Annotated in this window: 28 protein-coding genes and 2 pseudogenes; 14 read left to right on the forward strand and 16 right to left on the reverse strand. The window is 71.4% G+C overall.

Features of this window, described 5'->3' with window-relative positions; translation table 11 throughout:
- Window positions 1–46: 46 nt before the first annotated feature.
- From AB0I67_RS16715 to AB0I67_RS16725, 3 genes and pseudogenes are all read right to left on the reverse strand, one after another.
- Window positions 47–502, reverse strand: a complete 456-nt coding sequence (locus AB0I67_RS16715) for a sigma-70 family RNA polymerase sigma factor (RefSeq protein ID WP_357924085.1) — start codon at window positions 500–502, stop codon at window positions 47–49.
- A pseudogene (locus AB0I67_RS16720) lies at window positions 482–783 on the reverse strand (IS5/IS1182 family transposase); the annotation flags it as partial. The gene AB0I67_RS16715 and the pseudogene AB0I67_RS16720, both read right to left, overlap by 21 nt.
- A complete protein-coding gene (locus tag AB0I67_RS16725) occupies window positions 671–1,093 on the reverse strand; it encodes a site-specific integrase (RefSeq protein ID WP_357923906.1) in 423 nt (140 codons plus the stop codon). The gene AB0I67_RS16725 and the pseudogene AB0I67_RS16720, both read right to left, overlap by 113 nt.
- Window positions 1,094–1,615: 522 nt before the next feature.
- Between AB0I67_RS16725 and AB0I67_RS16730 the strand changes: the two genes are divergently transcribed.
- Window positions 1,616–2,842, forward strand: a complete 1,227-nt coding sequence (locus tag AB0I67_RS16730) for a PIN domain-containing protein (protein ID WP_357924087.1) — start codon at window positions 1,616–1,618, stop codon at window positions 2,840–2,842.
- A 695-nt stretch (window positions 2,843–3,537) separates the two neighbouring features.
- On the opposite strand, the gene AB0I67_RS16735 is transcribed toward AB0I67_RS16730, so the two are convergent.
- Both AB0I67_RS16735 and AB0I67_RS16740 read right to left on the reverse strand, forming a co-directional pair.
- On the reverse strand, window positions 3,538–3,744 hold the full coding sequence (locus AB0I67_RS16735) for a hypothetical protein (protein WP_357923908.1): 207 nt from the start codon (window positions 3,742–3,744) through the stop codon (window positions 3,538–3,540).
- A 22-nt stretch (window positions 3,745–3,766) separates the two neighbouring features.
- Complete coding sequence (locus tag AB0I67_RS16740; protein ID WP_357923910.1) at window positions 3,767–4,909, reverse strand: hypothetical protein; 1,143 nt, start codon at window positions 4,907–4,909, stop codon at window positions 3,767–3,769.
- Between the two features lie 148 nt (window positions 4,910–5,057).
- On the opposite strand from AB0I67_RS16740, the gene AB0I67_RS16745 reads away from it, so the two are divergent.
- The 6 genes from AB0I67_RS16745 to AB0I67_RS16770 all read left to right on the forward strand — a co-directional run bounded on the left by AB0I67_RS16745 (window position 5,058) and on the right by AB0I67_RS16770 (window position 10,805).
- Window positions 5,058–6,092 carry a tyrosine-type recombinase/integrase gene (locus AB0I67_RS16745; RefSeq protein WP_357923911.1) on the forward strand — a complete coding sequence of 345 codons (1,035 nt, stop codon included), beginning with the start codon at window positions 5,058–5,060 and terminating at the stop codon, window positions 6,090–6,092.
- 738 nt (window positions 6,093–6,830) lie between these two features.
- Complete coding sequence (locus AB0I67_RS16750; RefSeq protein ID WP_357923913.1) at window positions 6,831–8,027, forward strand: hypothetical protein; 1,197 nt, start codon at window positions 6,831–6,833, stop codon at window positions 8,025–8,027.
- 160 nt (window positions 8,028–8,187) lie between these two features.
- Window positions 8,188–8,649 (forward strand): VOC family protein, encoded by a 462-nt coding sequence (locus AB0I67_RS16755; protein WP_357923915.1) that lies wholly within the window; start codon window positions 8,188–8,190, stop codon window positions 8,647–8,649.
- 30 nt (window positions 8,650–8,679) lie between these two features.
- Window positions 8,680–9,216 (forward strand): pyridoxamine 5'-phosphate oxidase family protein, encoded by a 537-nt coding sequence (locus tag AB0I67_RS16760; protein ID WP_357923917.1) that lies wholly within the window; start codon window positions 8,680–8,682, stop codon window positions 9,214–9,216.
- A 39-nt stretch (window positions 9,217–9,255) separates the two neighbouring features.
- A complete protein-coding gene (locus tag AB0I67_RS16765) occupies window positions 9,256–9,663 on the forward strand; it encodes a YciI family protein (RefSeq protein WP_357923919.1) in 408 nt (135 codons plus the stop codon).
- On the forward strand, window positions 9,660–10,805 hold the full coding sequence (locus AB0I67_RS16770; protein WP_357923920.1) for a DUF6596 domain-containing protein: 1,146 nt from the start codon (window positions 9,660–9,662) through the stop codon (window positions 10,803–10,805). Before AB0I67_RS16765 ends, AB0I67_RS16770 begins: the two co-directional genes overlap by 4 nt.
- A 15-nt stretch (window positions 10,806–10,820) precedes the next feature.
- Here AB0I67_RS16770 and AB0I67_RS16775 read toward each other — a convergent pair whose 3' ends face one another.
- From AB0I67_RS16775 to AB0I67_RS16795, 5 genes are all read right to left on the reverse strand, one after another.
- Window positions 10,821–11,093 (reverse strand): hypothetical protein, encoded by a 273-nt coding sequence (locus AB0I67_RS16775; RefSeq protein WP_357923922.1) that lies wholly within the window; start codon window positions 11,091–11,093, stop codon window positions 10,821–10,823.
- 50 nt (window positions 11,094–11,143) lie between these two features.
- A complete protein-coding gene (locus tag AB0I67_RS16780) occupies window positions 11,144–11,827 on the reverse strand; it encodes a nitroreductase (RefSeq protein WP_357923924.1) in 684 nt (227 codons plus the stop codon).
- A 265-nt stretch (window positions 11,828–12,092) separates the two neighbouring features.
- Window positions 12,093–12,875, reverse strand: a complete 783-nt coding sequence (locus AB0I67_RS16785) for a MerR family transcriptional regulator (RefSeq protein ID WP_357923926.1) — start codon at window positions 12,873–12,875, stop codon at window positions 12,093–12,095.
- A gap of 62 nt (window positions 12,876–12,937) precedes the next feature.
- Window positions 12,938–14,053: a serine hydrolase domain-containing protein gene (locus AB0I67_RS16790; protein ID WP_357923927.1), complete on the reverse strand. Its 1,116-nt coding sequence runs from the start codon at window positions 14,051–14,053 to the stop codon at window positions 12,938–12,940.
- Between the two features lie 92 nt (window positions 14,054–14,145).
- Window positions 14,146–15,168: a zinc-dependent alcohol dehydrogenase family protein gene (locus tag AB0I67_RS16795; protein ID WP_357923929.1), complete on the reverse strand. Its 1,023-nt coding sequence runs from the start codon at window positions 15,166–15,168 to the stop codon at window positions 14,146–14,148.
- A gap of 179 nt (window positions 15,169–15,347) precedes the next feature.
- Here AB0I67_RS16795 and AB0I67_RS16800 point away from each other — a divergent pair, with 179 nt between their 5' ends.
- Together AB0I67_RS16800 and AB0I67_RS16805 are read left to right on the forward strand one after the other, a co-directional pair.
- Window positions 15,348–16,151, forward strand: coding sequence for an alpha/beta hydrolase (locus tag AB0I67_RS16800; RefSeq protein ID WP_357923931.1), 804 nt, complete (start codon window positions 15,348–15,350; stop codon window positions 16,149–16,151).
- The gene (locus tag AB0I67_RS16805; protein ID WP_357923933.1) at window positions 16,148–16,600 is read left to right on the forward strand and encodes a transcriptional regulator; all 453 of its coding nucleotides are present in this window, start codon (window positions 16,148–16,150) and stop codon (window positions 16,598–16,600) included. The genes AB0I67_RS16800 and AB0I67_RS16805 overlap by 4 nt, the downstream gene beginning before the upstream one ends.
- Window positions 16,601–16,608: 8 nt before the next feature.
- On the opposite strand, the gene AB0I67_RS16810 is transcribed toward AB0I67_RS16805, so the two are convergent.
- From AB0I67_RS16810 to AB0I67_RS16820, 3 genes and pseudogenes are all read right to left on the reverse strand, one after another.
- Window positions 16,609–17,076, reverse strand: a complete 468-nt coding sequence (locus tag AB0I67_RS16810; RefSeq protein WP_357923935.1) for an SRPBCC family protein — start codon at window positions 17,074–17,076, stop codon at window positions 16,609–16,611.
- 45 nt (window positions 17,077–17,121) lie between these two features.
- Window positions 17,122–17,387: pseudogene (locus tag AB0I67_RS16815) on the reverse strand (phosphotransferase); the annotation flags it as partial.
- Window positions 17,388–17,459: 72 nt separating this feature from the next.
- Complete coding sequence (locus AB0I67_RS16820; RefSeq protein ID WP_357923937.1) at window positions 17,460–18,062, reverse strand: NAD(P)H-dependent oxidoreductase; 603 nt, start codon at window positions 18,060–18,062, stop codon at window positions 17,460–17,462.
- Between the two features lie 85 nt (window positions 18,063–18,147).
- Here AB0I67_RS16820 and AB0I67_RS16825 point away from each other — a divergent pair, with 85 nt between their 5' ends.
- Complete coding sequence (locus AB0I67_RS16825; RefSeq protein WP_357923939.1) at window positions 18,148–18,774, forward strand: TetR/AcrR family transcriptional regulator; 627 nt, start codon at window positions 18,148–18,150, stop codon at window positions 18,772–18,774.
- On the opposite strand, the gene AB0I67_RS16830 is transcribed toward AB0I67_RS16825, so the two are convergent.
- Window positions 18,771–19,184: an ester cyclase gene (locus AB0I67_RS16830; protein ID WP_357923941.1), complete on the reverse strand. Its 414-nt coding sequence runs from the start codon at window positions 19,182–19,184 to the stop codon at window positions 18,771–18,773. The two genes, AB0I67_RS16825 and AB0I67_RS16830, sit on opposite strands and share 4 nt — an antisense overlap.
- Before the next feature lie 316 nt (window positions 19,185–19,500).
- Between AB0I67_RS16830 and AB0I67_RS16835 the strand changes: the two genes are divergently transcribed.
- Complete coding sequence (locus AB0I67_RS16835) at window positions 19,501–19,833, forward strand: STAS domain-containing protein (protein WP_357923943.1); 333 nt, start codon at window positions 19,501–19,503, stop codon at window positions 19,831–19,833.
- Between the two features lie 15 nt (window positions 19,834–19,848).
- Window positions 19,849–20,772, forward strand: a complete 924-nt coding sequence (locus AB0I67_RS16840; protein WP_357923945.1) for a GNAT family N-acetyltransferase — start codon at window positions 19,849–19,851, stop codon at window positions 20,770–20,772.
- On the opposite strand, the gene AB0I67_RS16845 is transcribed toward AB0I67_RS16840, so the two are convergent.
- A complete protein-coding gene (locus AB0I67_RS16845) occupies window positions 20,769–21,764 on the reverse strand; it encodes a hypothetical protein (RefSeq protein WP_357923947.1) in 996 nt (331 codons plus the stop codon). The genes AB0I67_RS16840 and AB0I67_RS16845 overlap by 4 nt on opposite strands.
- Window positions 21,765–21,858: 94 nt before the next feature.
- Between AB0I67_RS16845 and AB0I67_RS16850 the strand changes: the two genes are divergently transcribed.
- Window positions 21,859–22,437: a TetR/AcrR family transcriptional regulator gene (locus AB0I67_RS16850; RefSeq protein WP_357923949.1), complete on the forward strand. Its 579-nt coding sequence runs from the start codon at window positions 21,859–21,861 to the stop codon at window positions 22,435–22,437.
- Window positions 22,438–22,461: 24 nt separating this feature from the next.
- On the opposite strand, the gene AB0I67_RS16855 is transcribed toward AB0I67_RS16850, so the two are convergent.
- Window positions 22,462–23,091, reverse strand: coding sequence for a maleylpyruvate isomerase family mycothiol-dependent enzyme (locus tag AB0I67_RS16855; RefSeq protein WP_357923951.1), 630 nt, complete (start codon window positions 23,089–23,091; stop codon window positions 22,462–22,464).
- 89 nt (window positions 23,092–23,180) lie between these two features.
- On the opposite strand from AB0I67_RS16855, the gene AB0I67_RS16860 reads away from it, so the two are divergent.
- Window positions 23,181–23,822, forward strand: coding sequence for a TetR/AcrR family transcriptional regulator (locus AB0I67_RS16860; protein ID WP_357923953.1), 642 nt, complete (start codon window positions 23,181–23,183; stop codon window positions 23,820–23,822).
- Window positions 23,823–23,826 lie beyond the last annotated feature (4 nt).

Raw genomic sequence — 23,826 nt, forward strand, 5'->3', positions numbered from 1 at the left:
GTCCTCCAGAGCGGTCCGTTCCCGGCCTCTCCTCCAGCCCAGTGGTTCAGCACGGAGCCAGGAGTTCGGTGCGCAGGTGCGCGAAGGTTTTGCTGAGGATGCGGGAGACGTGCATCTGTGAGATGCCCAGTTCGTCGGCGATCTCCTTCTGCGTGCGGTCGTCGAAGAAGCACAGCTTCAGGATGGTCCGCTCTCGCTCGGGCAGGGCGCGCACCAGGGGGCGTAGGGCGTGTTTGTCGATGACCATGTCGACGGAGTTGTCGTCGGCGGCGATCAGATCGGCCAGCACCGTGCTGTCGTCGTCCATGCCCGTGGGAACGTCCAGGGACAGGGTCCGGTAGGCCGCTGAGGCGTCCATGGTCAGCAGGACGTCCTCTTCGGAGATGTTCATGCGCTGCGCCAGTTCGGCCACGGTCGGCGATCGGCCCAGGTCCTGGGTCAGCTCGCCGGTCACCGCGTTCAGCTCGGCGCGCCGGTCCTGGTAGGTGTTGGCGGGGCTGATCGCGACAGCGAGGGGCAGACCGGTTCGCTCGGTGATGAGGTGGATCTTCGACCCACTCTTGCCGCGATCGACAGGATTCGGGCCTGTCAGCTCCCCCCTTTGGCAGCCCGCACGCTAACCGAATCGATCGCACACCGAGACCAGTCCAGCTCACCTCGGGCGCCGAGTTCATCCAGCAGGATCCGGTACAGCTTGGCCCACACTCGGGCGCTGCTCCATTCGGCGAAACGGCGGTGCACCGTCTGCCAGGAAGCTCCGAAGACTGGCGGGAGCTGCCGCCAGCAGCTGGCCGCCGGTCAGATGCCGGGTGACCTTCGAGCGGACCTTGGGCAGCTCCATCCCGTCGAACGGGTTGCGCTGCGCGGCCTCGGCGCGCATCAGGTAGCCGTACCAGCTGCGCACCGCCGACAACCGGCGCGCCCGGGTGGCGCTGGCCCAGTCGGCGTGCCGCATCGCCGCGGCGTACAGGTCGGTCTCCAGGAAGTCGACGTCGGCGATGATCAGCCCGCGGGTCTGCACCCACCACAGCCACCAGGACACGTCCTGGATGTAGGCCTGCTGCGTGGCAGGCGAGGCACGCCGCTCCGACATCAGCCAGCCGCCCCTCGCCTGCAGCAGCCGCTCGCCCGCGCCGGCGGTGCGCAGCAGTGCGGCGAGCTCGGTGGCGGTGCGCGCCGGGGGAGAGGTGCCCTTGGGCGGCAGCTCGACCGGGAGCGCGCCGAGCGGGATGAGCTCGCCCCATGCTGCCTCCTCACCGTCGTCGCCGGCCGCATCAGCCTCGAGCCCGCCGCGCCTCGGGGGTGCGTGAGGACGGCCGACCGGTGACCCGCCACATCGGTAACCGGTTCCATTGACCGGCGCAGCCCCTCACCGACGACGACCTCGACTCCATGCTGGTTTCCCGGCAGCTCGTGCTGGGGTGGGGTCGCGCTGGCCTCGTGAACCCGGAGCGGAGTCCATGATCGCTTCTGCGGCGGCAAGTGCGGGGGCTTTGCGGTCGCCAGGGCTGAGATATGACAAGCCGCGCTACGGAGGTTCTGTTGGTGGTGTGGCTCTGAGGAGAAACGGTCGCTCGTAACCAGAGGCAGGAGGACAATCGTTGATGTGATCCTCATGTTCGATGCCAACGCCTTGACCGCCACGTCCTTTCACAACGTCTGGTGGAAAATCCTCGCCCTTGGCAACAAGGCATGGGACGTTCAGATCCTTATCCCGAAGGTGTCGTTTGAGGAGATGGTGGGCCACGCAGAGCGGGCCGAGGACAAGCTGATCGAGGACCTAAAGTCGATCGCTCGTAAGGCGGGGAACACGTCTGGGTTTCAGCAAGCGATAGACGACCTTCGCGCACGACGTCAGGTCGTACGCGCGAATCGGATGGAGGGCCTGCAGGCCATCGGCGCCACGCTCGTGGATCCAGTGCCGGTTGATCACCTGCAGATCGTGAGACGGCAGGTGCAGCGGGTTCGGCCTTGTAAGGAGGCGACTGGTGACGGATATCGCGACACTCTTAACTGGCTGACCGTTCTGGACTACGCAGCCAACCATCCAGACCAAGAGGTGGCTTGGATCTCGGCAGACCGCGACTTCGCGGCTTCCGAAAGAACCTTCCACGCGGAGCTGCTGAGCGAGGCCCAGGCAGCCGGAGTCGCAGATCGATTGTCTCTGTGGCCGACGTTGAACGCGCTGGTTATGGATCTTCTACACAAGAGCGAACTCGGCAGCGACGCCGAAGCCGCCCACCTCGCCCTGATGGTCCAGTCGATTCAACTGCATGTAGCCGAGGAAGCCATCTCCATGGTGCTCGACTACGAGCACTTCAGCCCGATCGACGTCCTGGTTGCCCCTAAACCCTCCGAAGTTGCTGTCGAGCAACCCTCTAGCGACAGCCGCGAGTGGCCCTTCACGGTTAACCTCGCCGGCGCCACTCGAATCAACGGCGTGTTGACCGACGGGGATGTGCTCGTGAGCGGCGTCGTCAAGACCGATGTCTACAGCAAGATCATCGAAAGCCGCATAGACGCAACGGAGTGGACGCTTCTTCCTCGAACGCCGTCCCTTCAGGCAGATCAGACAGTCAACTCGATTGCTCTCGCAATGAGACTCGCAGGACAAGAGGGGACGTTCAAGGACTCGATCCTGTCGGACGACGTCTATACGCAGCTCAGCAAGGCAGTGAACGTCGGCGGCCTGGCACAACAGCTCAGTGGGCTGACGGGTGCAGAGAGCACGGTGGAACGGATCAGCAGGCTGGTGGATGTAGGCAGCCTCGCTGAGCGACTCAACTCCAAGGCACCCCTGAATGAAGAGAAGAGTTCAAATCCTCCGAGGCTTGACGAATGATGCTGTCCAGGAGGGCGTCGAAGCCGGACGGTTCGCCATCGGACTCTTTCTCCACCGCGGAGCACGTCGTCGGTACTGAGCAGGACGGCCAACAGCAAGGGGCGGTAGCTTCGCTGCGGCTTGCCGTTGTCGGATCGTCCCCGGTTTCGCACAACGTCAGGAGGAGATCGCCCGCTCGCCTCTATCGCCGATGAGGCAAAAGGCCGTCCTGGGGAAACACCCCGCGCCGGCGGCGGTGACTCAGGGTGCTTATCTGCGATGGGGTGCCGTTGACGGACGTGTCACCAGCTCCACACGAGCGACATCTCCGGCGGGAACTTCATCTGGCGGGCGACACGCTCGACGGCCTCGTCCGGCAGCTCGGCCCGGCCGCACGGGAAGCGGCCGTGCTGTGTAGAACTTCAGCAAGCGCGCGAACCCCAGCCGTGTCGCACCGCGTTTGCCGGAGATGACGACCATCTCGTCCTCGAGTGACCAGGTCGTCGATGCCTAGCGGCGCGCGCTCCATGCCAGAAGATCCGCTGGGGCCGCGCAGGCATTGCAGTCTCCTCATCGGTCATGATCATCCGCGGTTGGAGCCGGTGACGCGTTCGTTGACGCCACCCGGGTACGGTGGGCCTCCCGACGGTCGACCCCAACGATCACGAGCGTGAGCAGGGTGTATCCGGCGGCTCTCGGGGCAGCGGGACATGGTTTCACCGGATCGCGGCGCGGCTGGATGCTGTGACGGTGGCCCGGGTGCTCACCCTGGTGGCCGCCGACAACACCGTGCTGGCGAAGATCCGCAAGCTGAACGCGATCAGGGCCATCGAGTTGTCGGCCGGGTTGTTCGCGCACCTGGCTGCGACGCCGCCTGAACCCGACTCGTACGACTCGCGCGTGATCAGCCTCGACGCCGGCATGGCGCCGCGCAGTTGCCCCGGGCTACGCCGTGGTGAGCCGGGCGAGCTCGGCGCGCAGCCGATCCGCCTCGTCGGCGGCCACCGTGCGGGCGTGCTCGGCGTTGGTCCGGGCATGGTCGGCCGCTGCGGCGGCGCTCGACGCCGCTTCGCGTTGCCGTCTTTCCTCTTCCAGCGCGAGGCGGAGGCGTTCGTTGTCCTGGGCATGGGTTTGGGCGGCGGCTTGTGCGTGCTCGCGTTGCTGCTCGGCCAAGGCTGCCGCGGTGGCCGCCTGCTCGCGGCGTTGCTGTTCGCCAGCTAGGTCCAGACGCAGCCGGTCGGCTTCGCGGGCGGTGGCGGTGACGGCGCCGACGGCCTGGTCGCGTTCCCGTTCGGTCTCGCGGATGCGGTGTTCGTGCTCTTGCAGCCGTTGGCGCACGTCCGTCAGCTCGCCAAGTCGTTGCTCCATCTGTTGTTCCAGTTCGGCGATGCGGGCGGTGGCGGCGATGTTCGCCTCGCCGAGGGCTGCAGCGTGCTGCCGGGCGGTGTCGCGTTCGGTCTCGGCGTGTTGGCGGCGGGTTACCTCTTCGGCGGCCGTTTGTTCGGCCAGAGCGCGGGCGTTGCGGTGCTCGCCGACCTGACGCCAGGCGTCCTGCTCGCGTTCTCCCGCCCGGGCGCGTTCGGTTTCGGCTTGCCGGAGCGCCTGTTCGGCGGCGGCGATGCGGGTGGCGGCGGTGTTGAGCGCGGCGGTGGCGCGCTGGTCGGCGGCCGCGGCGGCGGCGCGGGCTTCGTCGGCGGCGTGTTCGGCCGCCTCCACCTGGGCCAGCGCTCCGTTGCTCAGCGCGTCGAGCTGGGTACGCAGGGCGTCCTGGGCACTCTGCCAGCGCTCGCCGGCAGCCAGCAGGGGGGTGAGCAGATCCTGCGCCCGCAGCAGGGCGTTGGCGACGGGAGCGGCGTGCGCGGTGGTGCGTGCCCGGTAGGCGGCGGCCCGGCAGGCGTCGCTGCAGTATTTCGCGCGGCTGCTGCGGCCAGGCAGGTCGTTGGCGCAGCCCGGCCCCCCGCATGGTAGCGCAGGCGGCTGCGGCGGCTGGTGCGCTGCCGGAGCAGCCTCCTTCGCGGTGTCCGGCGCTTCCGCGACGACGGCTCCGGAAACGGCGTTGGCCTGAGGGGTCGTGCGATCTTCTCTCACGATCGCATCTTAGCGTTCGCTTCGTACGAACGGAGCTGTTACGTGCGAACGCGAACGCAGCGATGATTCATCCTGACCCGTGATAACCTTCCTTATCGCGGGTTGAAAGCGATGGTCGGCACGCGCCGAAGAGGGGGACGAAACGGACATGGACGAGCGCGGCCTGACACCGGCGGCGGGGGAGTGGGCCCAGGCGACCCAACCGGCCGCCGAGCACGCCCACACCGGCCGCGACTACGCCCTCAGCGCCGACACCCGGCGCCTGATCGCCGACGGCGTGCCGGCCAACACCCGACGCGCCTACACCCGCCAGTGGGCCGCCTTCACCGCCTGGTGCGCCGGCCACCAGCGCCACAGCCTGCCCGCCACCGGCCAGACCCTCGCCGAATACACCGCCCACCTGTGCGCCCGCGGCCAGGCGCCGGCCAGCATCGAACAAGCCCTCGCGGCCGTGCGCACCATGCACCGCCTGTCCGGCCACACCGGCCAGCCCGCCACCGAAGCCGCCCGGCTGGCCCTCCGAGCCTACAAACGCCGCCGCGCCGAAAGCGGCGGCCGCGCCCAGCGCGAAGCCCCACCCATCACCATCGACGCCCTGCGCGCCATGGTCTCGGCCTGCGACCTGAGCACCACGATCGGGCTCCGCGACCGGCTGCTCCTCGTCCTGGGCCTGGCCCTCATGGGCCGACGCAGCGAACTCGTCGCCCTCAACCGCGACGACGTCCGCGAAGCCGCCGACGGCTTGGAGGTCACCATCCGCACCTCCAAGACCGACAAGGAATCACGCGGGGAGACCATCGCCATCCCCCGCGGCACCCACCCGCTCACCGACCCCGTCACCGCCTGGCGCGACTGGCTCCACGCTCTCGACCAGGCGGAATGCTCCGCAGGGCGGCTGCTGCGCCGCGTCAACCGCCACAGCGGCATCGGCCCCAGCCTGGGCGCCGACGCCGTCAACGCCATCGTCCGCGACCTCGCCGTCCGCGCCGGAGTTCCCTCCGCGCACACGGTCACCGCACACAGCCTGCGGGCCGGCGGCGCCACCGTCGCCTACGCCGCCGGCGTCCCCGTCGCCGTCATCGCCAAGCACGGCCGCTGGGCGCCGAGCTCACCCGTCGTGCTCCGCTACATCCGCGCCGTCGACCGCTGGCGCGACAACGCCATGCGCAACGTAGGACTCTGACCAGCGCGAAGGAGCGTTGATCACGCCGCTACGGCAGCTCACAGTGATACCGACCTGGCAAGCGGCGTCGCCTTGGGCCCCCGCACGCAAGGGCGACAGGTCAGCGCACACGACACGCAGCCAGCGATGACAACCCCTGACCAACCGACCGCCGTGGGACGACATCACATGACCACTGCCCAGTTCAACAACTGGTTGGTCGTCATGGTGTCAGGCCATGTGGTCATGACTTGTCACGCGGTGATGGCAGGCGGCGCAGGCCGCTGTAAGCCTCCGTACGGCGGCTGAGCGGATGTGCCGGGGGCGCCTGGCGCAGCAGGTGGGCGACAACGGCGAGGCGACTCAGGACCATCACTTGTCCGCTCGGATCGCAACCGGTGCCGCTTCATTAGAGCCATGACCTGCCGAAACGTCCTGATGGCCGAGCCCAGGACCTGAAGCGCTGACGCGAGCCGATGCAGCCTGCAGGGAGGCGCCAGCCATTCAACCCTGACAACGGTGACCAAAACCCATGACACCTCCGACTAACGGAGAGGTCAACGAAGTGACCAGTCGCAGCGGCGCTCTGGAGACGTACTCCACGCTCACAGTATGGCCGACCCTATCCGACGCAGCGTTACTTGCGGGAATTCTGCATTCTCGCAAGTCATTCGGACGCAACGGATCTTATTTTTCGATTTCCATTTTCTAGAAAACAAAAAATGCTACCGTGAGACCGTGACAGCAGAAGCCGGTGTGATGACCCCGTGTAAGCACTGCGGAGCCCCGATCGAGCAGCGAGGCGGCAAGGGGCGGCCACGCGCCTACTGCCGCGAGGGGGACTGCCAGGCGGCGGCCAAACGGGAGCGGGAGCTGAGGCGCGCCACCCCAGGTCTGGAGGGGGCGCTGGCCAGGGCGGAGCAGTTCTACGACCGCATGGAGGCGGGGCTGAGCGCCGTGCTGGAGCCGCTGGCGCACGCGCTGGCCGAGGAGCTGAGTCCCGCCGGGGTCGAGGCGAAGCTGAGCGCGGTGCAGGCCGAGGCGCACACGCGGGTGGCGATCGCGCGGACGGAGCGGGAGCAGGCGCTGGAGCAGGTACGGCTGGCGCGGGAGGCGGTCGAGCGGGCCAAGGCCGAGACGGAGGCCATGCGGGAGGCGGTCGAACGGGCGCACGAGGAGCGGGACGTGGCCGTCGCCGAGGGGGAGACGGCCAGGGAACAGGCCCTGGCGGCGTTGCGGGAGGCCTCGGCGACCGAGCGGCAGGCCGTACAGGCGGTGCAGGAGGCGGTACGGCGGGCCGAGGCGGCCGAGAAGGCCCGCGACCAGGCCGTCAAGGAGCTGGCCGAGCGGGTGGATGCCGCCGAGGCCAAGGTGGACCACGCCGAACGGGAGGCGCAAGCCGTACGGGAGGCCGCGGAGGAGACCGTACGGCGGGCACGGGAGGACGCCCAGGAAGCCGTGCGGCGGGAGAGGGAGGAGGCCGAACGGGTACGGGCCGCCAGCGAGGAAGCGGTCAGGAAGGCCAAGGAGCGCCTGGGCAGGGCCCGGGAGGAGGCCGAGGCGGCGCGGGTGGCGCGGGCCGAGGCCGAGCGCGAGCTGGCGGTCGCGGCGGCGCGGGCGCAGGTGGCCGAGCGGGAACGCGAGCGCGCCGAGCAAGCACGGGACGAGGCCTCGCGGCGGGAACGGGAGGTGTCGGCGGCGGTGGAGGAGGCGCGCAAGGAGCGGGCGGCGGCCGAGGCGAGGGCCACGGTGGCCGAGGAGCGGGCGGCGGCCGAGCGGGAGCGCGGCGCGGCCACGGCCGAGGAGCGGGACCGGGTGCGGGGGGAGCTGCAGCTCGAGCGGGCGCGGGTGGCCGACCTGCGGGCCGAGCTGGAGGCCGTCCGGGCCGAGGCGGCCCAGTTGCGCGAGCGGGCGGTCCTGGCCGAACTCCGGGCAGAGGGCCCCAAGCCCGGCTGAACCGCAGGACACAGGGCTCTGAATCCGGCGCGACCCGCTTGTCCGAGGTTCTCCGGGTGGGAGAGAAGCGCGGGCGAAAATCGGTGCCGTCAGGATGTCGAGAACGCGGGTCCGGCTCCGTCCCCGCTCCAGCAAAGACCCACCGAACAGGAGAGACACCATGGCACTGCAGCGGATGGACAACATCGGCATCGTCGTAGAAGACCTCGACACGGTCATCGCGTTCTTCGTGGAGATCGGCATGGAGGTGGAGGGCAGGGCGCCCATCGAGGGCCCCTGGGCGGCCCGGGTGGTCGGGCTGGAGGACCAGCGGGTCGAGGTGGCGATGCTGCGCTGCCCCGACGGGCACGGCAGGGTGGAGCTGGCGAAGTACCACCTGCCCGAGGCGGTCGCGGGCGTGCCGGAGAACGCGCCGGCCAACACGCTGGGCATCCGGCGGATCATGTTCGCGGTCGACGACATCGACGACGTCCTCGCCCGGCTGCGCACCCACGGGGCCGAGCTGGTCGGCGAGGTGGCGCAGTACGAGGACTCCTACCGGCTCTGCTACGTCCGTGGCCCCGAGGGCCTGGTGGTGGCTCTGGCCCAACAACTCGGCGGGCCGGCCGAGCGACAGAACTGACCGCCTGACATCCACCGAGAGGAGCGGCCCATGCAACCGCACGAGATCGCCGAGGTCCTGAACCGCCCGCTCAGCCAGGAGCTGCTGGCCCGCGACCTGACCCGCCTGGCCTACGTCGCCAAGGACGGCACCCCGCGCAACATCCCGATCGTCTTCGCCTGGAACGGCTCCGAGGTGGTGATGTGCACCCCGAAGAACGCCCCCAAGCTGCACGCCCTGCGCGCGAACCCGATGGTCGCCCTGACCGTCGACACCGAGTCGCACCCGCCCAAGATCCTGCTCATCCGGGGCCGGGCCGAGCTGGACCACGTGGACGGCATCCCCGCGGAGTTCCTGCAGCAGACCACCACCTACCAGATGACGCCCGAGCAGCGGGTGGAGTGGGAGGCGGAGGTGCGCTCGCTCTACCGCGACGGGATGGTCCGGATCGTGGTGACCCCGACCTGGGCCAAGCTGATCGACTTCGAGACGACCCTGCCGAGCCCGGTCGAGGAACTGCTGCGGCGACGCGCCGAAAGCACGAACGATGATGTCGAGAACCCGCCCGCCGCTCCGTCCCCGGAGTGAACACGGCCACAATGGGCCGGGGAGCGAAGGAGCACCGTCATGGCCAAGTACCTGCTGCTGAAGCACTACCGGGGCGCCCCGGCGGCGGTCAACGACGTGCCGATGGAGCAGTGGACGCCGGAGGAGCTGTCGGCCCACGTGCAGTACATGGTCGACTTCGCCACCCGCCTGCGGGACACCGGCGAGTTCGTCGACACGCAGGGGCTCACCCCGGAGGGCACCTTCGTCCGATACGACGGTGAGGGCCGGCCGCCGCTCACCGACGGCCCGTTCGCCGAGACCAAGGACCTGATCGCCGGCTGGATGGTGATCGACGTCGACTCCTACGAGCGGGCGCTGGAGCTGGCCGCGCAGTTGTCGGCGGCGCCGGGCGCGGGCGGCCGGCCGATCCACGAGTGGCTCGAGGTGCGCCCCTTCATGACCGAGCACTTCCCGGTGATCGAGTGAACGAGGCACTGCTGCGGAAGCTGGTGCCCGAGGTGATCGGCGTCCTGGTCCGGCGCGGAGCCGACTTCGCGGCGGCCGAGGACGCCGTCCAGGACGCCCTGGTCGAGGCCGTGCGCGGGTGGCCGCAGGAGCCGCCGCGCGACGCCAAGGGCTGGCTGGTCACCGTGGCCTGGCGCAAGTTCCTCGACGCCGCCCGCGCCGAGACCTCCCGGCGGCTGCGGGAGCTGCGCGTCGACAGCGAGCCCGAACCGGGCCCCGGCCAGGCCTTCGACGACACGCTGCGGCTGTACTTCCTGTGCGCGCACCCGTCGCTGAGCCCGGCCTCGGCCGTCGCGCTCACCCTGCGCGCGGTCGGCGGCCTGACCACCAGGCAGATCGCCGAGGCCTACCTGGTGCCCGAGGCGACGATGGCCCAGCGCATCAGCCGGGCCAAGCGCACCGTCGCGGGGGTGCGCTTCACCCGGCCGGGCGAGGTCGCCACCGTGCTGCGGGTGCTGTACCTGGTCTTCAACGAGGGCTACTCCGGCGACGTCGACCTGGCCGCCGAGGCGATCCGGCTCACCCGCCAGCTTGCCGTACTGACCAAGCACGAGGAGGTCGCGGGCCTGCTCGCGCTCATGCTGTTGCACCATGCCCGCCGTGCGGCACGCACCACCCCGGACGGCGCGCTGGTCCCGCTGGCCGAGCAGGACCGCGGCCGGTGGGACACCCGCATGATCGCCGAAGGCGTCGACATCCTGCAGGCGGCGCTGGCCCGCGACCGGCTCGGCGAGTACCAGGCGCAGGCCGCCATCGCCGCCCTGCACGCCGACGCCCTTACGGCCGGGGAGACCGACTGGGTGCAGATCGTCGAGTGGTACGACGAGCTGGTGCGCCTGACCGGCAACCCGGTGGCCCGGCTCAACCGGGCGGTCGCGGTCGCCGAGGCCGACGGTCCCCGGGCCGGGCTGGCCGCCCTGGCCGAACTCGACCCCGCTCTGCCCCGGTATGCGGCGGTCGCGGCCTACCTGTACGAGCGTGACGGCGACCTGGTCACCGCGGCCAGACTGTACGGCGAAGCCGCCCGGGCCGCCACCAGCCGCCCCGAACGCGACCACCTCACCCGCCAGGCCGCCCGGCTCAACATCCGCCTGCGCCGGTGAGGACCCACTCGCGGTTCAGCGGGTGCGGCGCAGTCCCTCCAGCGTCGCGGCGACCTCGGCCACCTGCTCGGGACGCCGCGTGGACCAGTCGGCCATCCCGTTGAACCACCGGCTCCACACCGCCGCGACCCGTTCGGGGGTGATCGGCTCCGCACCGCGGACCAGCGCGGCCAGATCCTCCACCTCGGGCCGGTACTCGTCCTGCGGCGCCCCCATGGCCAGCAGCCCTTCGGGGTCGTACCGGTCGATCACGCGATGGACCGCGGCGGTCACCTGATCGTCGCTCATGGGGATCAGTATGCACTTCGCCGCCCGGCGGCCGGTTGTCCCCGCCGCGCTCACACCCCGATGAAGCTCACCGTCTCCCTCAGGTCCGCCCGCCCCGTGCGCAGCCGTGGCACGCCTTCCTTCTCGAACCCCACCGAGACCCCGCAGAACAGCACGAGCCCGTCATCGGCTCCGACCAGCCGGCTGACCGTCTCGCGGCACATCGTCCACATCACCTGGGGGCAGCTGTGCAGCCCTTCCGCTCTCAGCAACAGCATGACCGTCTGTAAGTACATCCCCGCGTCGCCCCACTGCCCGGGCCCCATCGTCCGGTCGAGGTAGCAGAACAGGACGACCGGCGCCCCGAACGCCTGCGAGTTCAAGGCGGCGATCTTCCTGGGCCGGTCGGGGTCGTCACGCTCGATGCCCAGGGCTTGGTAGCGCTGGGCGGCTGCGGCGGAGAAGCGGTCCAGATACGGCGAGGTCAGTTCGGCCGGGTACATCGGATACTCGCGCTCATCACCCGGGTCTGCCGCCCGAGCCCTGGCCGTGGCGCGCCTTTTGAGTTCGGCCAAGGGCTCACCGCCCACGACGTACACGCGCCACGGCTGGAGATTCCCGCTCGACGGCGCCCGCGTCGCCGCCGCCAGCACGCGTTCGAGCAGTTCCTTGGGTACAGGCTCATCGCTGAACGCCCGCACGGCCCGGCGACTGTCCACGGCTTCGTACACATCCACGTCTTCGCGCCCCTTCACTCCACGCTGAGTCTTCCCCCCGGATGGCAGGCAGACCAGCGGCGAATAGCGATGGGCGGCCCTGGCTGCCGCCAGCGGTGTCGGGCGGGTCACCACGCGAGCCCGGCAGCCACGGCCCGCCCGACGGTCGCCGCGATGTCCTCGACGTACACCCGCCGGTGAGCGGGAGCCGCCGGCCAGCCGGGCTTGGCGTCGAACAACCTGAGGACCGTGTCGCCCAGTTCGACCTGGACCTGTACCGCACGAGCTTCGGCGATGGGTCTGGTCAGTGGGTGCCCGGTCGGGGGATGTGGATGCCGGCGGCGCGGAGCTTGGCCTCGACGAGGGCGATGCCGTGCTCGGTGGCCGTTCCCTGCTGTTCGCCGTGGTGGGCGAGCAGGTGGTAGCGGGCGGCGGTGTCGGTGCGGGCCTGCAGGCCGGTCACGATCTTGAGGTGCGCGGGGTTGGCGAGGAAGTGCTCGGCCATGGCGGTGGCGAGCTCGGCCACGCGCGGGTCGTCCGGCTCCCAGGCGGCGGCCTCGCTCGCGCGCCTGCTCAACGCGACGAAGGCCGGGTCGTCGAGGGCGTGCTCGACATGGGCGAGGAAGTCGTCGAAGCCCTCCGGGACCAGGGCCCTGGCCAGCACCCAGCCCTCCCGGGTGGCCGCCACCTGCTCCGCGCCGAAGCCCAGGTGGGACAAACGCTGCAGGAGCGCCACGGCGCGGTCGGGCAGCAGGGCCCGGTCCCCGTCGGCGAGCCGGCGCAGCAGGTCGCGGCGCGCGACCAGCTCCTCGATCCGCTCGGTGAGCTGCCGGTCGACGTCGGCCAGCGCGGTGGCGAACAGCGAGCCGTCGGCCTCCAGCAGGGGCCCGATCTCGGTCAGCGGCACCCCGGCGGTGGCCAGTGTCCGGACCTGCACCAGGCGCAGCAGCTCGGCCGAGCCGTACCTGCGGTAGCCGGAGCCGTCGCGCTCCGGCTCCTTGACCAGGCCGAGCTTGTGGTAGTGCCGCACCGTCTTCACCGTGACGCCGACGAAGGCCGCCGCCTGCCCGATCGTTACCCCGTTCATCCGCCGCATTCTGCTGGTGTCCGGGCCCGGTGACCAGGCGGGCCGGGGAGCGGAGGCCATCGTCAGGCGGCCCGCCGGCCGCAGAACACCTCGTGGACGAGCTTGCGCTGGGCTTCCGGGAAGGCGGCCGCGATGGACATGCCGGCGTCGTCCACCCAGTTCAGCACGGCGGTCAGCGTCCTGCCGCCGTCGGGCGTGCCGTACATCAGGCTCACGGAGCCGACGTTGCCGCCGTTGTGGGTGATGAGGGTGTCGCCGCAGTCGGTTTTCTGGACGAACACGCCCAGCCCGTAGTCCATGCCCGGGAGGCCCGTGGCGTACGGCGTGCACATCTCGGCCAGCAGCGGGGCGGGCAAAATCTTGCCGGCCAGCAGTGCGGAGATGAAGGTGGCCAGGTCCTGGGTGGTCGAGATCATGTCGCCGCCGGTGGAGACCCAGGAGGGGTTGTAGCGGGTGATGTCGGCCGTCTCCTGCCGGCCGTCCTGCTCGTAGCGGTAGTAGATGCGGGCGTGCGGCCGCGGGATCTCCGGCGAGGCGTCCGGCAGCACGGTGCCCGACAGCCCGAGCGGTTCCAGGATCCGCTCGCGCATCTCCTCGGCCAGCGAACGGCCGGTGACCTGCTCGACCAGCAGCCGGGCCAGCACGTAGTTGGTGTTGGCGTAGCTCCAGCCGGTGCCCGGCTCGAACCGGGCCGGCTTGGACAGCGCCAGCCGTACCAGCTCCTCGGGCCGGTAGGTGTGGAAACGGTCGTCCAGCCACTGCCGGCCGGTGGCGCGGTAGGGGACGGGGACGCCGTGCACGGTGGAGCCGTCGTCGTAGACCTCGCCGGTGAAGTTGAACAGCCCGCTGGTGTGCTGCAGCAGCATCCGCACGGTGATCCGCCCGTCCAGGTCGAACGCGGGCAGGTAGCCGGCCACCGGGGCGTCCAGCTCGATCCTGCCCTCGGCCACCAGGTGCAGCACCAGGGCCGCGGTGAAGGTCTTGGTGTTGCTGCCGATCCGGGCGTGCCCGTCGACGGGCGGTGTGGCGGTGCCGTCCAGCTCGGCCACTCCGGCGCTGCCGGTCCATTCGCCCCGCTCGTCGCGCACGCGCAGCGTCACTCCGAGGAACCCGGACTCGACGATCTCCTCGATCGCCTTGCGCAGCTCGGGGCGGTCGAAGCCGTCCTGCTGGGTCATGGTGGTTGCCCTTCTTCTCGGTCGGCCTGTCGCCGCTGCGCCGAGCTTCCACCTTGACCCGAGGTCAACCTCAACCGTGATCTGGCTCACACTCACGGGCGCAGCAGCGTCTTGACGGCGCGGCGCTCGTCCATCGCCCGGTAGCCCTCGGCGGCCTCCTCCAGGGGCAGGTCGAGGTCGAAGACCCTGCCGGGGTCGATCCGCCGGTCCCAGATGAGGCCGATGAGCTCGGGCAGGAAGCGGCGGACCGGGGCCGGGCCGCCGTGCAGGTGCACGCCGGAGAAGAACAGCTCCTCGCCGGGCAGCGCGACGTCGTGGCTCACGCCGACGTATCCGACGTGGCCGCCGGGGCGGGTGGCGCGGATGGCCTGCATCATCGACTCCTGGGTGCCGACCGCCTCGATCACGCTGTGCGCGCCCAGGCCGCCGGTCAGCTCCTTGAGCGCCGCGACGCCCTGGTCGCCGCGTTCGGTGAGGATGTCGGTGGCGCCGAACTCGGTGGCGAGCTTCTGCCGGTCGGCGTGGCGGCTGAAGACGATGATGCGCTCGGCGCCGAGCTGCCTGGCGGCTAGGACGCCGAGCAGGCCGACCGCGCCGTCGCCCACCACGGCGACCGTCTTGCCGGGGCCGGCCTCGGCGGCGACGGCGGCGAACCAGCCGGTGCCGAGCACGTCGGAGGCGGTCAGCAGCGACGGGACCAGGCCGGGGTCGGGCATGCCCGGGGTGGCGACCAGGGTGCCGTCGGCCAGCGGGACGAGCGCGTACTGCGCCTGGGTGCCGAAGGCGCCCATGGGTACGGCATGCACGCACCGCGACTGGTAGCCGGCCCGGCAGATCTCGCAGGTGTTGTCGGAGGCGAAGAACGAGCCGACGACGAAGTCCCCGACCTCGATCGTCTCGACCGCGTCGCCGACCTGCTCGACGACGCCGACGTACTCGTGGCCCATCGGGGCCGGTCCCGCGCCCTGGTCGATGCCGCGGTAGGGCCACAGGTCCGAGCCGCAGACGCAGGCGGCGGTGACGCGGATGATCGCGTCGGTGGGGTCGGCGAGGTGCGGGTCGGGGCGGTCCTCGACGCGGATGTCGCGGGGGCCGTGCAGAACTACTCCACGCATGACAACGATCTCCTTCGACGGTGGGTGGTGATGGATGCGATCAGCGTGCCCGCCCCGCGCAGGGAGGCCTTCCCCAGGTCGGCGGGGGTTGAACAGGGCAGACGATCTCTTTCCCCGCCCTTCGGGGGAGCTGTCCACGACGTGCGCCGCATGTTCGCTATATTCAGTACATGCTAAATATGACCGGTGTGCTCTCGCTCGACGGCTGCGACCTGCGCTACTCGGACAGCGGCGGCGAAGGGATGCCGGTGGTCTTCACGCACGGCGCCGGGGCCGACCACGTGATGTTCGACGCCCAGGCCGACCACCTGCGCGCCCGAGGCTTCCGCGTCGTGGTCTGGGACCTGCGCGGCCACGGCCGCTCCCAGCCGGCCGGACGCCCGTTCACCGCCGAACGGGCGCTGGCCGACCTGCGCGCGCTCATCGGCCACCTGGCGCTGGAGCGGCCCGTCCTGGCCGGCCAGTCCCTGGGCGGCAACCTCAGCCAGGCCCTCGTCCGGCGGGAGGCGAACCTGGCCCGGGCGCTGATCGTCATCGACGCGGCCTGGAACGCCGGGCCGCTGTCGTGGAGCGAGCGCCTGCTGCTCAAGCTGGCCGCGCCGATGCTGCTGGCGCTTCCGGCCGGCCGGCTTCCCGAGCTGATGGCCGCCGCCTCCGCGCACACCCCGGCCGCCCGGGCCGATGCGCGCCGCGCCTTCTCGCAGTTGTCGAAGAAGGAGTTCGTCCAGGTGTGGAAGGCCGCCGTGGAGCTCGTCGCCCCGGATCCGGGATATCGGACGCCCATACCGCTGTGCCTGATCCGCGGCCAGTACGACCGCACCGGCACCATCGCCTCCGCCATGCCCCGCTGGGCTCGCGCCGAAGGCGTCGAGGAGATCGTCATCCCCGACGCCGGCCACCTCAGCACGCAGGACAACCCGCAGGCCGTCAACGCCGCGATCGAGTCGTTCCTGCGCACGCTGACCCGCCAGGAGCAGCGATGAGCGGCGAGCGGCGCAGCGCGTTCATCGGCTCGGTGGGCGACCTGCTCGCCTCCTGGAACCTGCCGCACGCCACCGGCCGCGTCTACGGGCTGCTCCTGGTCAGCGAGGAGCCACAGTCCCTGGACGCCATCGCCGCCGAACTCACGCTGAGCAAGGGCTCGGTGAGTACGGCGGTGCGTCAGCTCGACTCCTGGGGGCTGGCCAGGGTCATTCCCCAGCCCGGCAGCCGCCGGCTGCTGGTGGAAGCCGCCGGCGGCCTCGCCTCCCTGCTGGAGGCGAGCCACGCCCGGGCCAAGACGCTGATCGCCGCCCTCCGGGAGGGCGAGGACCTGGTCGGCGCCGGCCCGGCCCGCGACCGGCTCCAGGACGTGATCGGGCTGTTCGCCGGGTATGTCGAGGTGGGGGAGCAGATGCTCGCCACCTACCGCCGCGGGCGGGAGCCGCACTGAGCCGCCTGTCAGCCGGTGTTGCGGGCCGCCGTCTCGGTGAGGTCCTTGATGTGCTGGTTGCGCAGGCGGATGAGCCGGGTCATGTACCGGCGCAGGACCAGGCGTTCGGCGAAGGCGCCGAGCGGGCCGTAGGGGGCGGCGAAGTCGATCACGTCTCGCATCACGGTGCCCTGGGCGCTCGCCTGGAAGTGGTGCTCGTGGTGCCAGCGGCGAAACGGGCCGGCCACCTGCTCGTCCACGAAGAACGACGGTCTGACGTAGGCGCTGATCGTCGAGGTCAGCCGCCAGGGGAGGCCGAAGTGCCGGGCCTGCCAGGTGACCTGGTCGCCCAGGGCCAGGCGGCCCGAGGTGACGCCGGCGACCGCGCGTTCCCGTGAGGCGCGCATCGAGGCGGTGTGGGTCTCCACCGACAGCGAGGTGTCGAAGACCAGCTCCACCGGGGCGTGGATGAGGGTGTCGACCTCGAAGCGTGGCATGGCCCGATCGTAGGGCGCGCCCGCCGTACCCCGAGAACCGGGCGCTCAGAAGGCGGCGATCCGGCGCAGGGCGGCCTGGGCGGGCGGACCCCAGGTGGGTTGCCCGCCGGGACGGCCCCGCCGCCCGGCCTCGGCGTGAGGAGCGCGCTCACCGCCCGCCCACGCCGGATCCCCCGGCGCGTAGGTCGCCGAAGTCGATCGCCCTGCCCCGGGTCGGGACGTTGGCCCGGGTGCAGGTCCCCGTGCAGCCACACCGGCGGGCCGGCCCAGGCGGGCGCGGCGACGGCCTCCGCCCAGATCGTCTGTCCGGCGAGAGCCACCACGGTAGATCCCGGCTCCACGCGGGGCCATCCAGGTGGATCACCGGGGGAGGAGCCGCGTGGTCAGGCCGCCACCTGCGGCACGCGCAGGCTCTTGAGTGCGCCGGCCCAGGCCACGACCTCCTCCAGCAGCTCGTTGAGGGTCGGCTCCTGGTGGGGGCCGGGGGTGAGGATGCCGGGCTCGGTGGGGTCGGCGAGCTCGAAGTCGGTGAAGGCCGACAGCGCCACCTGGGTGCGCACGCTGGCCACCTGCAGCTCGGTCATGGTCAGCCGCAGATGCTCGACCGCCCGCACGCCGCCGTGCACGCCGTGGCTGACGAAGCCGGCCGCCTTGTTGTTCCACTCGGCGTACAGGAAGTCGATCGCGTTCTTCAGCCCGGCCGGCACGGAGTGGTTGTACTCCGGGGTGACGAACACGAAGCCGTCGAAGGCGGCGATCGTCTCGGCCCAGCGGGCGGTGTGGGCGTGGCGGTAGTCGCCGAACAGCGCCGGCACCGGCTCGTCCAGCACCGACAGGCCGTACTCGGCCAGGTCGACGACCTCGAAGGCGGCCTGGCCGGCGGTGACGGCCGGGTGGCGGGCGGCGACCTCGGCGACCCAGCGGGCCACCACCGCGGTGCGGCGGCGCGGGCGGATGCTGCCGACGACGACGGCAATCTTGATCATGGCGTTCTCCTTCAGCGGGGCGATGTCCGGTAAAGTACAACGCACATGGCAAAAAGTAAAACGCTCCCTGCAATTAAGGAGATCCATGACCGAGCAGCCCCGCCGCGGACGGTCGGACAAGCGGCAGGCGATCCTGGCCGGCGCGCTGGCCGTCTTCGCCCGCGACGGCTACACCCGCGCCAGCATCGACGCCATCTCCGCCGAGGCCGGCGTCTCCACGCGCACCGTCTACAACCACTTCGCCGACAAGGCCGAGCTGTTCCTGAGCGTCATCCACGACAGCGCCGCCCGCGCCGCCGAGGCCCAGATCGCCATCATCGAGCGGCACCTGCGCAAGGTCACCGACCTGGAGGCCGACCTGATCGCCTTCGGCCTGGACTGGACCGCCCCCATGCCGGACCTGGCCGCCCACTTCGCCCTGGTCAAGCAGGTCGGCGCCGAGGAGGGCCACATCCCGCCGGAGGCGATCGAGACCTGGCGGCGCACCGGGCCGCAGCGGGTGCGGGCCGAACTCGCCGCCCGGCTCCGCCACCTGGCCGAGCGCGGCGCGATCCGCGCCGAGGACCCGGAGCGGGCGGCGTTGCACCTGATGCTGCTGGTCTCGGCCGACCTGCCCGAGCGCGACCCGCACGCCCCGCAGCCGGAGCGCAGCGCCGCCACCGTCGCCGCGGGCGTGCGGACCTTCCTGCACGGCCACCAAGCCCCGAGCTAGTCGGGCAGGGCGCCGAGCTGGCGCAACTGGCTGTAGAGGTCGACCACGCCCCACACCTCCGCGATCCGCTCGCCCTCGAAGCGCAGCACGAAGATCTCGTTGTAACGGACCTGCCGCCCTGTCGGCGGCATGCCGCGGTATTCCCCCAGGTGGGTGCCGGTGACGGTGTTGCGCATCACGACCTTGTCCCCCTCGGTGATCACGTCTTCGGTGCTCACCCGGATGTCGGGGAAGGCGCGCAGCAGCGTCGACCACACCAGCTTCAGCGCCTGCGGCCCGCTCAACCCCATCGGGACGGGCGCGTGGAAGATCAGCCCGGGGGTGACGACCTCGTCGATCGCCTGGGCGACGACGTCGGCGTCGCCGCTGTTGATCGCCTCGTGGAAACGGGTGAAACCGGTGTTCGGCACGGGGATTCTCCTTCGCTCACGGCATCGGTGCTCACCTGTTGTGACGGGGCGGGAGGCGCGAATGTGAGGCGTACGGTAAAATCGAAGCACCGAGGACACACAGAGCGTTGGCACCTGGTCGGCGACACCCCGGCGAACCACACTCAACCGGCCCGTCCGCAGGGCCTGGACAGGCGGCACCCGTGCCGCCACCCGCATTCGCCCGACGCCTGACCCTTCTCGATCCTCGTCTTCAGCTTCGCGCCTGACATTCGCCCCGCCCGACCAGCGGGCGGCGCGGTCTCGCCTTCTTCTTCCACTCCGATCGGAGCCCGTCATGACCGTCCGTACGCTCAGCCCGCCGGCCACCATCGTCCACCTGTCGGGTGACATCGACATCTTCACCACCGCCCAGCTTCGCCGGCGGCTGCTCAACGCGCTCGACTCCAGCACCGGCGCCCTCCAGCTCGACCTGGCCCAGGTCACCTTCTGCAGCGCCGGCGGCCTCGGCGTCCTGCTCGGCGTGCAGGCCCGCGCCAAGGCGCAAGGGGTCGCGCTCACGCTCGCCTCGGTGCCGCCGTTCATGCTCCGGCTGCTGCACGTGACCGGCCTGGCGCGCCGCTTCCCGATCGCCCCCTCGCCCCTGATCAGCGCGAACAGTCTGAACTAGGTCTAATCTTCGGTGGTGATTTCCTTCCGCCCCACCACCGAGGCCGACCTGGCCCACCTCACCTCCTGGACCGTCGAGGAGCCCGTCGGCTGGATCCCGGCCGGCCGCTACCTCGACGACCTGGCCGAGGGCATGTACCGGCCGGAGTGGAGCTGGCTGGCCGTCCGTGACGGCCGCCCGGTGGGCCGGGCGCTGTGGTGGGGTCCGCGCCACAGCGACCACCCGGTCGCCCTCGACTGCCTCGACGTGCACCCCTCGGTCCCCGACCGTACGGCTGTCGCCGCCGCGCTCGTCCAGGCGGCGCTCGCCGGTTTCACCAAACCCGTCCAGTACGCGATCAAGGTGGCCGGCGGCTGGCGCGAGCGCCCCGACCTGGCCGCCGCGGTCGAGTGGCGCCGCGCCGCCGCCCACGCCGCCGGCCTGGCCCACGAGGTCGAGCGCCTGCAGTTCGAGTGGCGCCAGGGCGCGCCGGTCCCCGAGGCCTCCGGGGCGCTGCGCTTCGCCCAGGCCGACGACGCCCAGTTCCTGGCCGTCTTCGAGCGCATCGCCGCCGGCAGCCTCGACGCTCGGACCCGGGCGAGCGTGGCCGCGATCGGCCTGGAGGCCGCCGCCCGCGAGGAGATGGACTTCTACCTGTCGGCGCCGGGCAAGCGCGAGTGGTGGCGCCTGGCCTACACCCCCGAGGGCGAGGTCGCCGGCATGGCGATCCCGTCGGCGACGCCGTACCACGTGAACGTCGGCTATCTCGGCGTGGTGCCCGAAATGCGCGGGCGCGGCTTCGTCGACGAGCTGCTCGGCGAGATCACCCGCTTCCACGCCGCCGGCGGCGCCGAGCGCATCACCGCGACCACCGACCTGGCCAACGCCCCGATGGCGGCGGCCTTCCACCGCGCCGGCTACCTCGTCTCCGAGATCCGGCTCACCCTGTCCAACGGCTAGCCGCGGTAGAAGCGCGCGACCGCCTCGAAGGCCTCCTTCGGCTCCCACGGCCGCCCCTCCAGCACCCTGACCAGGCCGTAGCTGCCCAGGTCCAGGTCGGCGGCGGGGTCGCCGGGGCGGTGCGGGTAGTCGTAGAGGGCGAAGGTGAAGACGAAGGCGGCCTCGACGCCGGCCGCCTCGAACAGCTCCAGCAGCTCGCGCACCTCGCGCGCCTGACCGGCCTCGTCACGCTCACGCACGCCGTTGACGCGCACCGGGACCCGGTCGGCGTCCACCTCGATCACCTCCAGGCCGCGCGCCCCGTCGCCCGCCGCGCCCCGGTAGGTGGCGCAGCCGAACTCGGTGATCGCCACCGGCTTGCCGAGCGCGACGAGCTGGGCCACGCCGTCGGCGAAGCGCCCGGCGCTGTCGGCCGAGCGGTACAGGTCCATCGACAGCACGTCGAACAGGCTCCAGTCCACCCGCTCGAGCTGGATGGCGGCGTAGGTGACCGGGCCGGCGAAGCGCTCGCGCACGACGGCGACGGCCTGGCGCAGGAAGGCGTTGAGCCGCTCGGCGAGCGGGCCGACCTGCTCGCGCACGGTGGCCGGGTCCAGCAGGCGGCGCAGCCGCTCGTCGGTGTCGCGGCCGGCGACGAAGCCCGGGTTCATCAGGCTGTGCTCGGCGCCGGTGACGAAGACGACGCTCGCGCCGGTGCGGCGCAGCCGTTCGGCGCGTTCGGCGCAGTCGGCGAACAGCTCCAGCATCTGCGCCTGGCTCTGCTCCAGCGGGTAGGGCGAGAACCACACCTCCAGCCCGAGTCCGGCGGCGATGGTCGCGGCCAGTTCGATGCGGTCGGGGTCGCCGCCCATGACGCGGACCGCGGTGCAGTGCAGCTCGTCGCGGATGACGCGCAGCTCGTGCTCGACGAGGTCGCGGTCGAACTGCGCCGCCCGGCCCACCCTGCCGTTGAGGACGAAGCCGGTGTCGTAGCTGACGCCTTTGATGCGCATGCCGTACTCCCAGACAGAATTTAAGGTACGTGACGTACCTTAAATGGCGTACGGCAAGCCAGGCAACCCCGGTGCGCGGGCTACGATCGCTCCCGTGAGTGGGCAGACGAGGCGGCGCGGGGCCGCCCTGGAGGAGGCCATCCTGCGGGCCGCCGCCGAGGAACTGGCCGAATCCGGCTACGCGGGGCTGACCATGGACCGCGTCGCCGCCCGGGCCGGCACCAACAAGAACGCCCTGTACCGCCGCTGGCCCAACCGCCTGGCCCTGGGCGTGGCCGCCTACCGCCGCCTGGCCCGCGACATCGCGCCGCCCGACACCGGCACCCTGCGCGGCGACGCCCTCGAACTGCTGCGCCAGGCCAACCGGCACTGGAGCTCGCCGCTCGGCGGGGTGCTGCGCGAGCTGCTGGTGGCCGCGGGCGGGAGCGGCGAGCTGCTGGCCGAACTGCGGGAGCATTCCGGCGAGGCGCTCGCCGCGCCGTGGCTGGCGATCCTGGAGCGTGCCGCCGCGCGTGGTGAGATCGCGGCCGAGATGCCGCATCCGCGGGTGGTGACGGTGGCGATCGTGCTGCTGCGCAACGAGTTCGTGGTGCGCGGGGTGCCGAGCGCGCCGGACGAGGTGCTGGCGGAGATCGTGGACGAGGTGTACCTGCCGCTGCTGCGCAGCCGCTGAAGAACCGCTGCGGCGAAGGGAGCCTCAGGCTCCGCTGTCCCCCAGGAGCGCGGCGGCGCCGGGGCCGGTGAGCTCGCCCGGCCGCACGGGGCGGCCGGAGACGGCGAGCAGGAGGGCCAGGGCGCTGCCGCGCACCTCCGCCCCGCCCCCGGAGCCGAATCGGACGTCGGTGGCGACCAGGCGCAGGCCCCGGGCCCGCTCCTTGCCGCCGCCCATGCCGACCCCGGTCTTGAGCTGGTGGGCCAGCGCGGCGGCGACGTGCTCGGCGGGGTACTGCCGCGACAGCCCGAGCGGGCGGCGGATGTCCTCGCCGTGCACGAAGGCCTCCACCAGGCGCGTGGCCGGCGGAGCCGGAGCGCTGCTGGTGCGGGAGGCGGCGGCGCGGAAGGCGTCCAGGGTGGCCTGCGGGTCGGCGGCGCGCTCGCGGGCCACCGCGGCGGCGTTGTAGCGGTCGAAGTCGAAGCGGGCGGCGGCCAGGCGCGCCAGGAAGCCCAGCTTGGTGGTCTTGGCGTCGTCGGCCAGGTGGGCCAGCACGTCGTGCACGTCCCAGCCGGGGCACAGGGACGGCGTGGCGAACCGTTCGGCCGGCACCTGCCGCAGGTCGTCGATCAGCGCGTGCCGTTCGGCGTGGACCACGGTCCAGATCTCGTTCATCGTCGGCTCCTCGTCCTCGCTAACTGAACTGTACCGTACAGGAAAGTTGTTTCTGTACTCAAGAGTTCAGTTGGCGTTAGGATGCGGACGTGGGCAAAGACAGCAGCACCAGACCAGCGCCGCCCTCGGGCCGGCGGGCCGAACGCAACCGGCAGGCGATCGTCGCCGCGGCGCGCGAGCTGTTCACGCGCGAGGGCTTCGAGGCCGGCATGGACCAGATCGCCGCCGAGGCGGGGGTGTCCAAGGTGACCGTGTACAACCACTTCGGCAGCAAGGAGGAGCTGTTCACCGAGGTCGTCGGGCAGGCGATGGGCGAGGCGCACACCACGATGGCCGAGCTCGCCGCCCGCCTGGCCGGCGCCGACGACGTGCGCGAGGTGCTGCTGGACACCGCCCGCGCCCTGGTGGAGGCGGGCACCGACCCGGCCCGGCTGGCGCTGCGCAACCTGGTCACCGGCGAGCTGCGCCGCTTCCCCGAACTCGGCCGGGCCTACCAGCACAGCGGCCCGGCCCGCTCGGCCGCCGCCCTGGGCGAGGTCCTGACCGAGCTGTGCGCGCGCGGCCGGCTGGACATCGCGGACGTGGAGGTCGCCGTCGTGCAGTTCTTCAGCCTGACGCTCTACCCGCATCTGATCGCCGCCTCCATCGGCGGCGCGCTGCCCGCGGACCTGGCCGACCGGCTGCTGCGCGACGGGGTCGAGCTGTTCCTGCAGCGCTACCAGGCGAGCTGAGGCG

The sequence above is a fragment of the Nonomuraea sp. NPDC050310 genome, assembly GCF_040655795.1.
Classification (GTDB): Bacteria; Actinomycetota; Actinomycetes; order Streptosporangiales; family Streptosporangiaceae; genus Nonomuraea.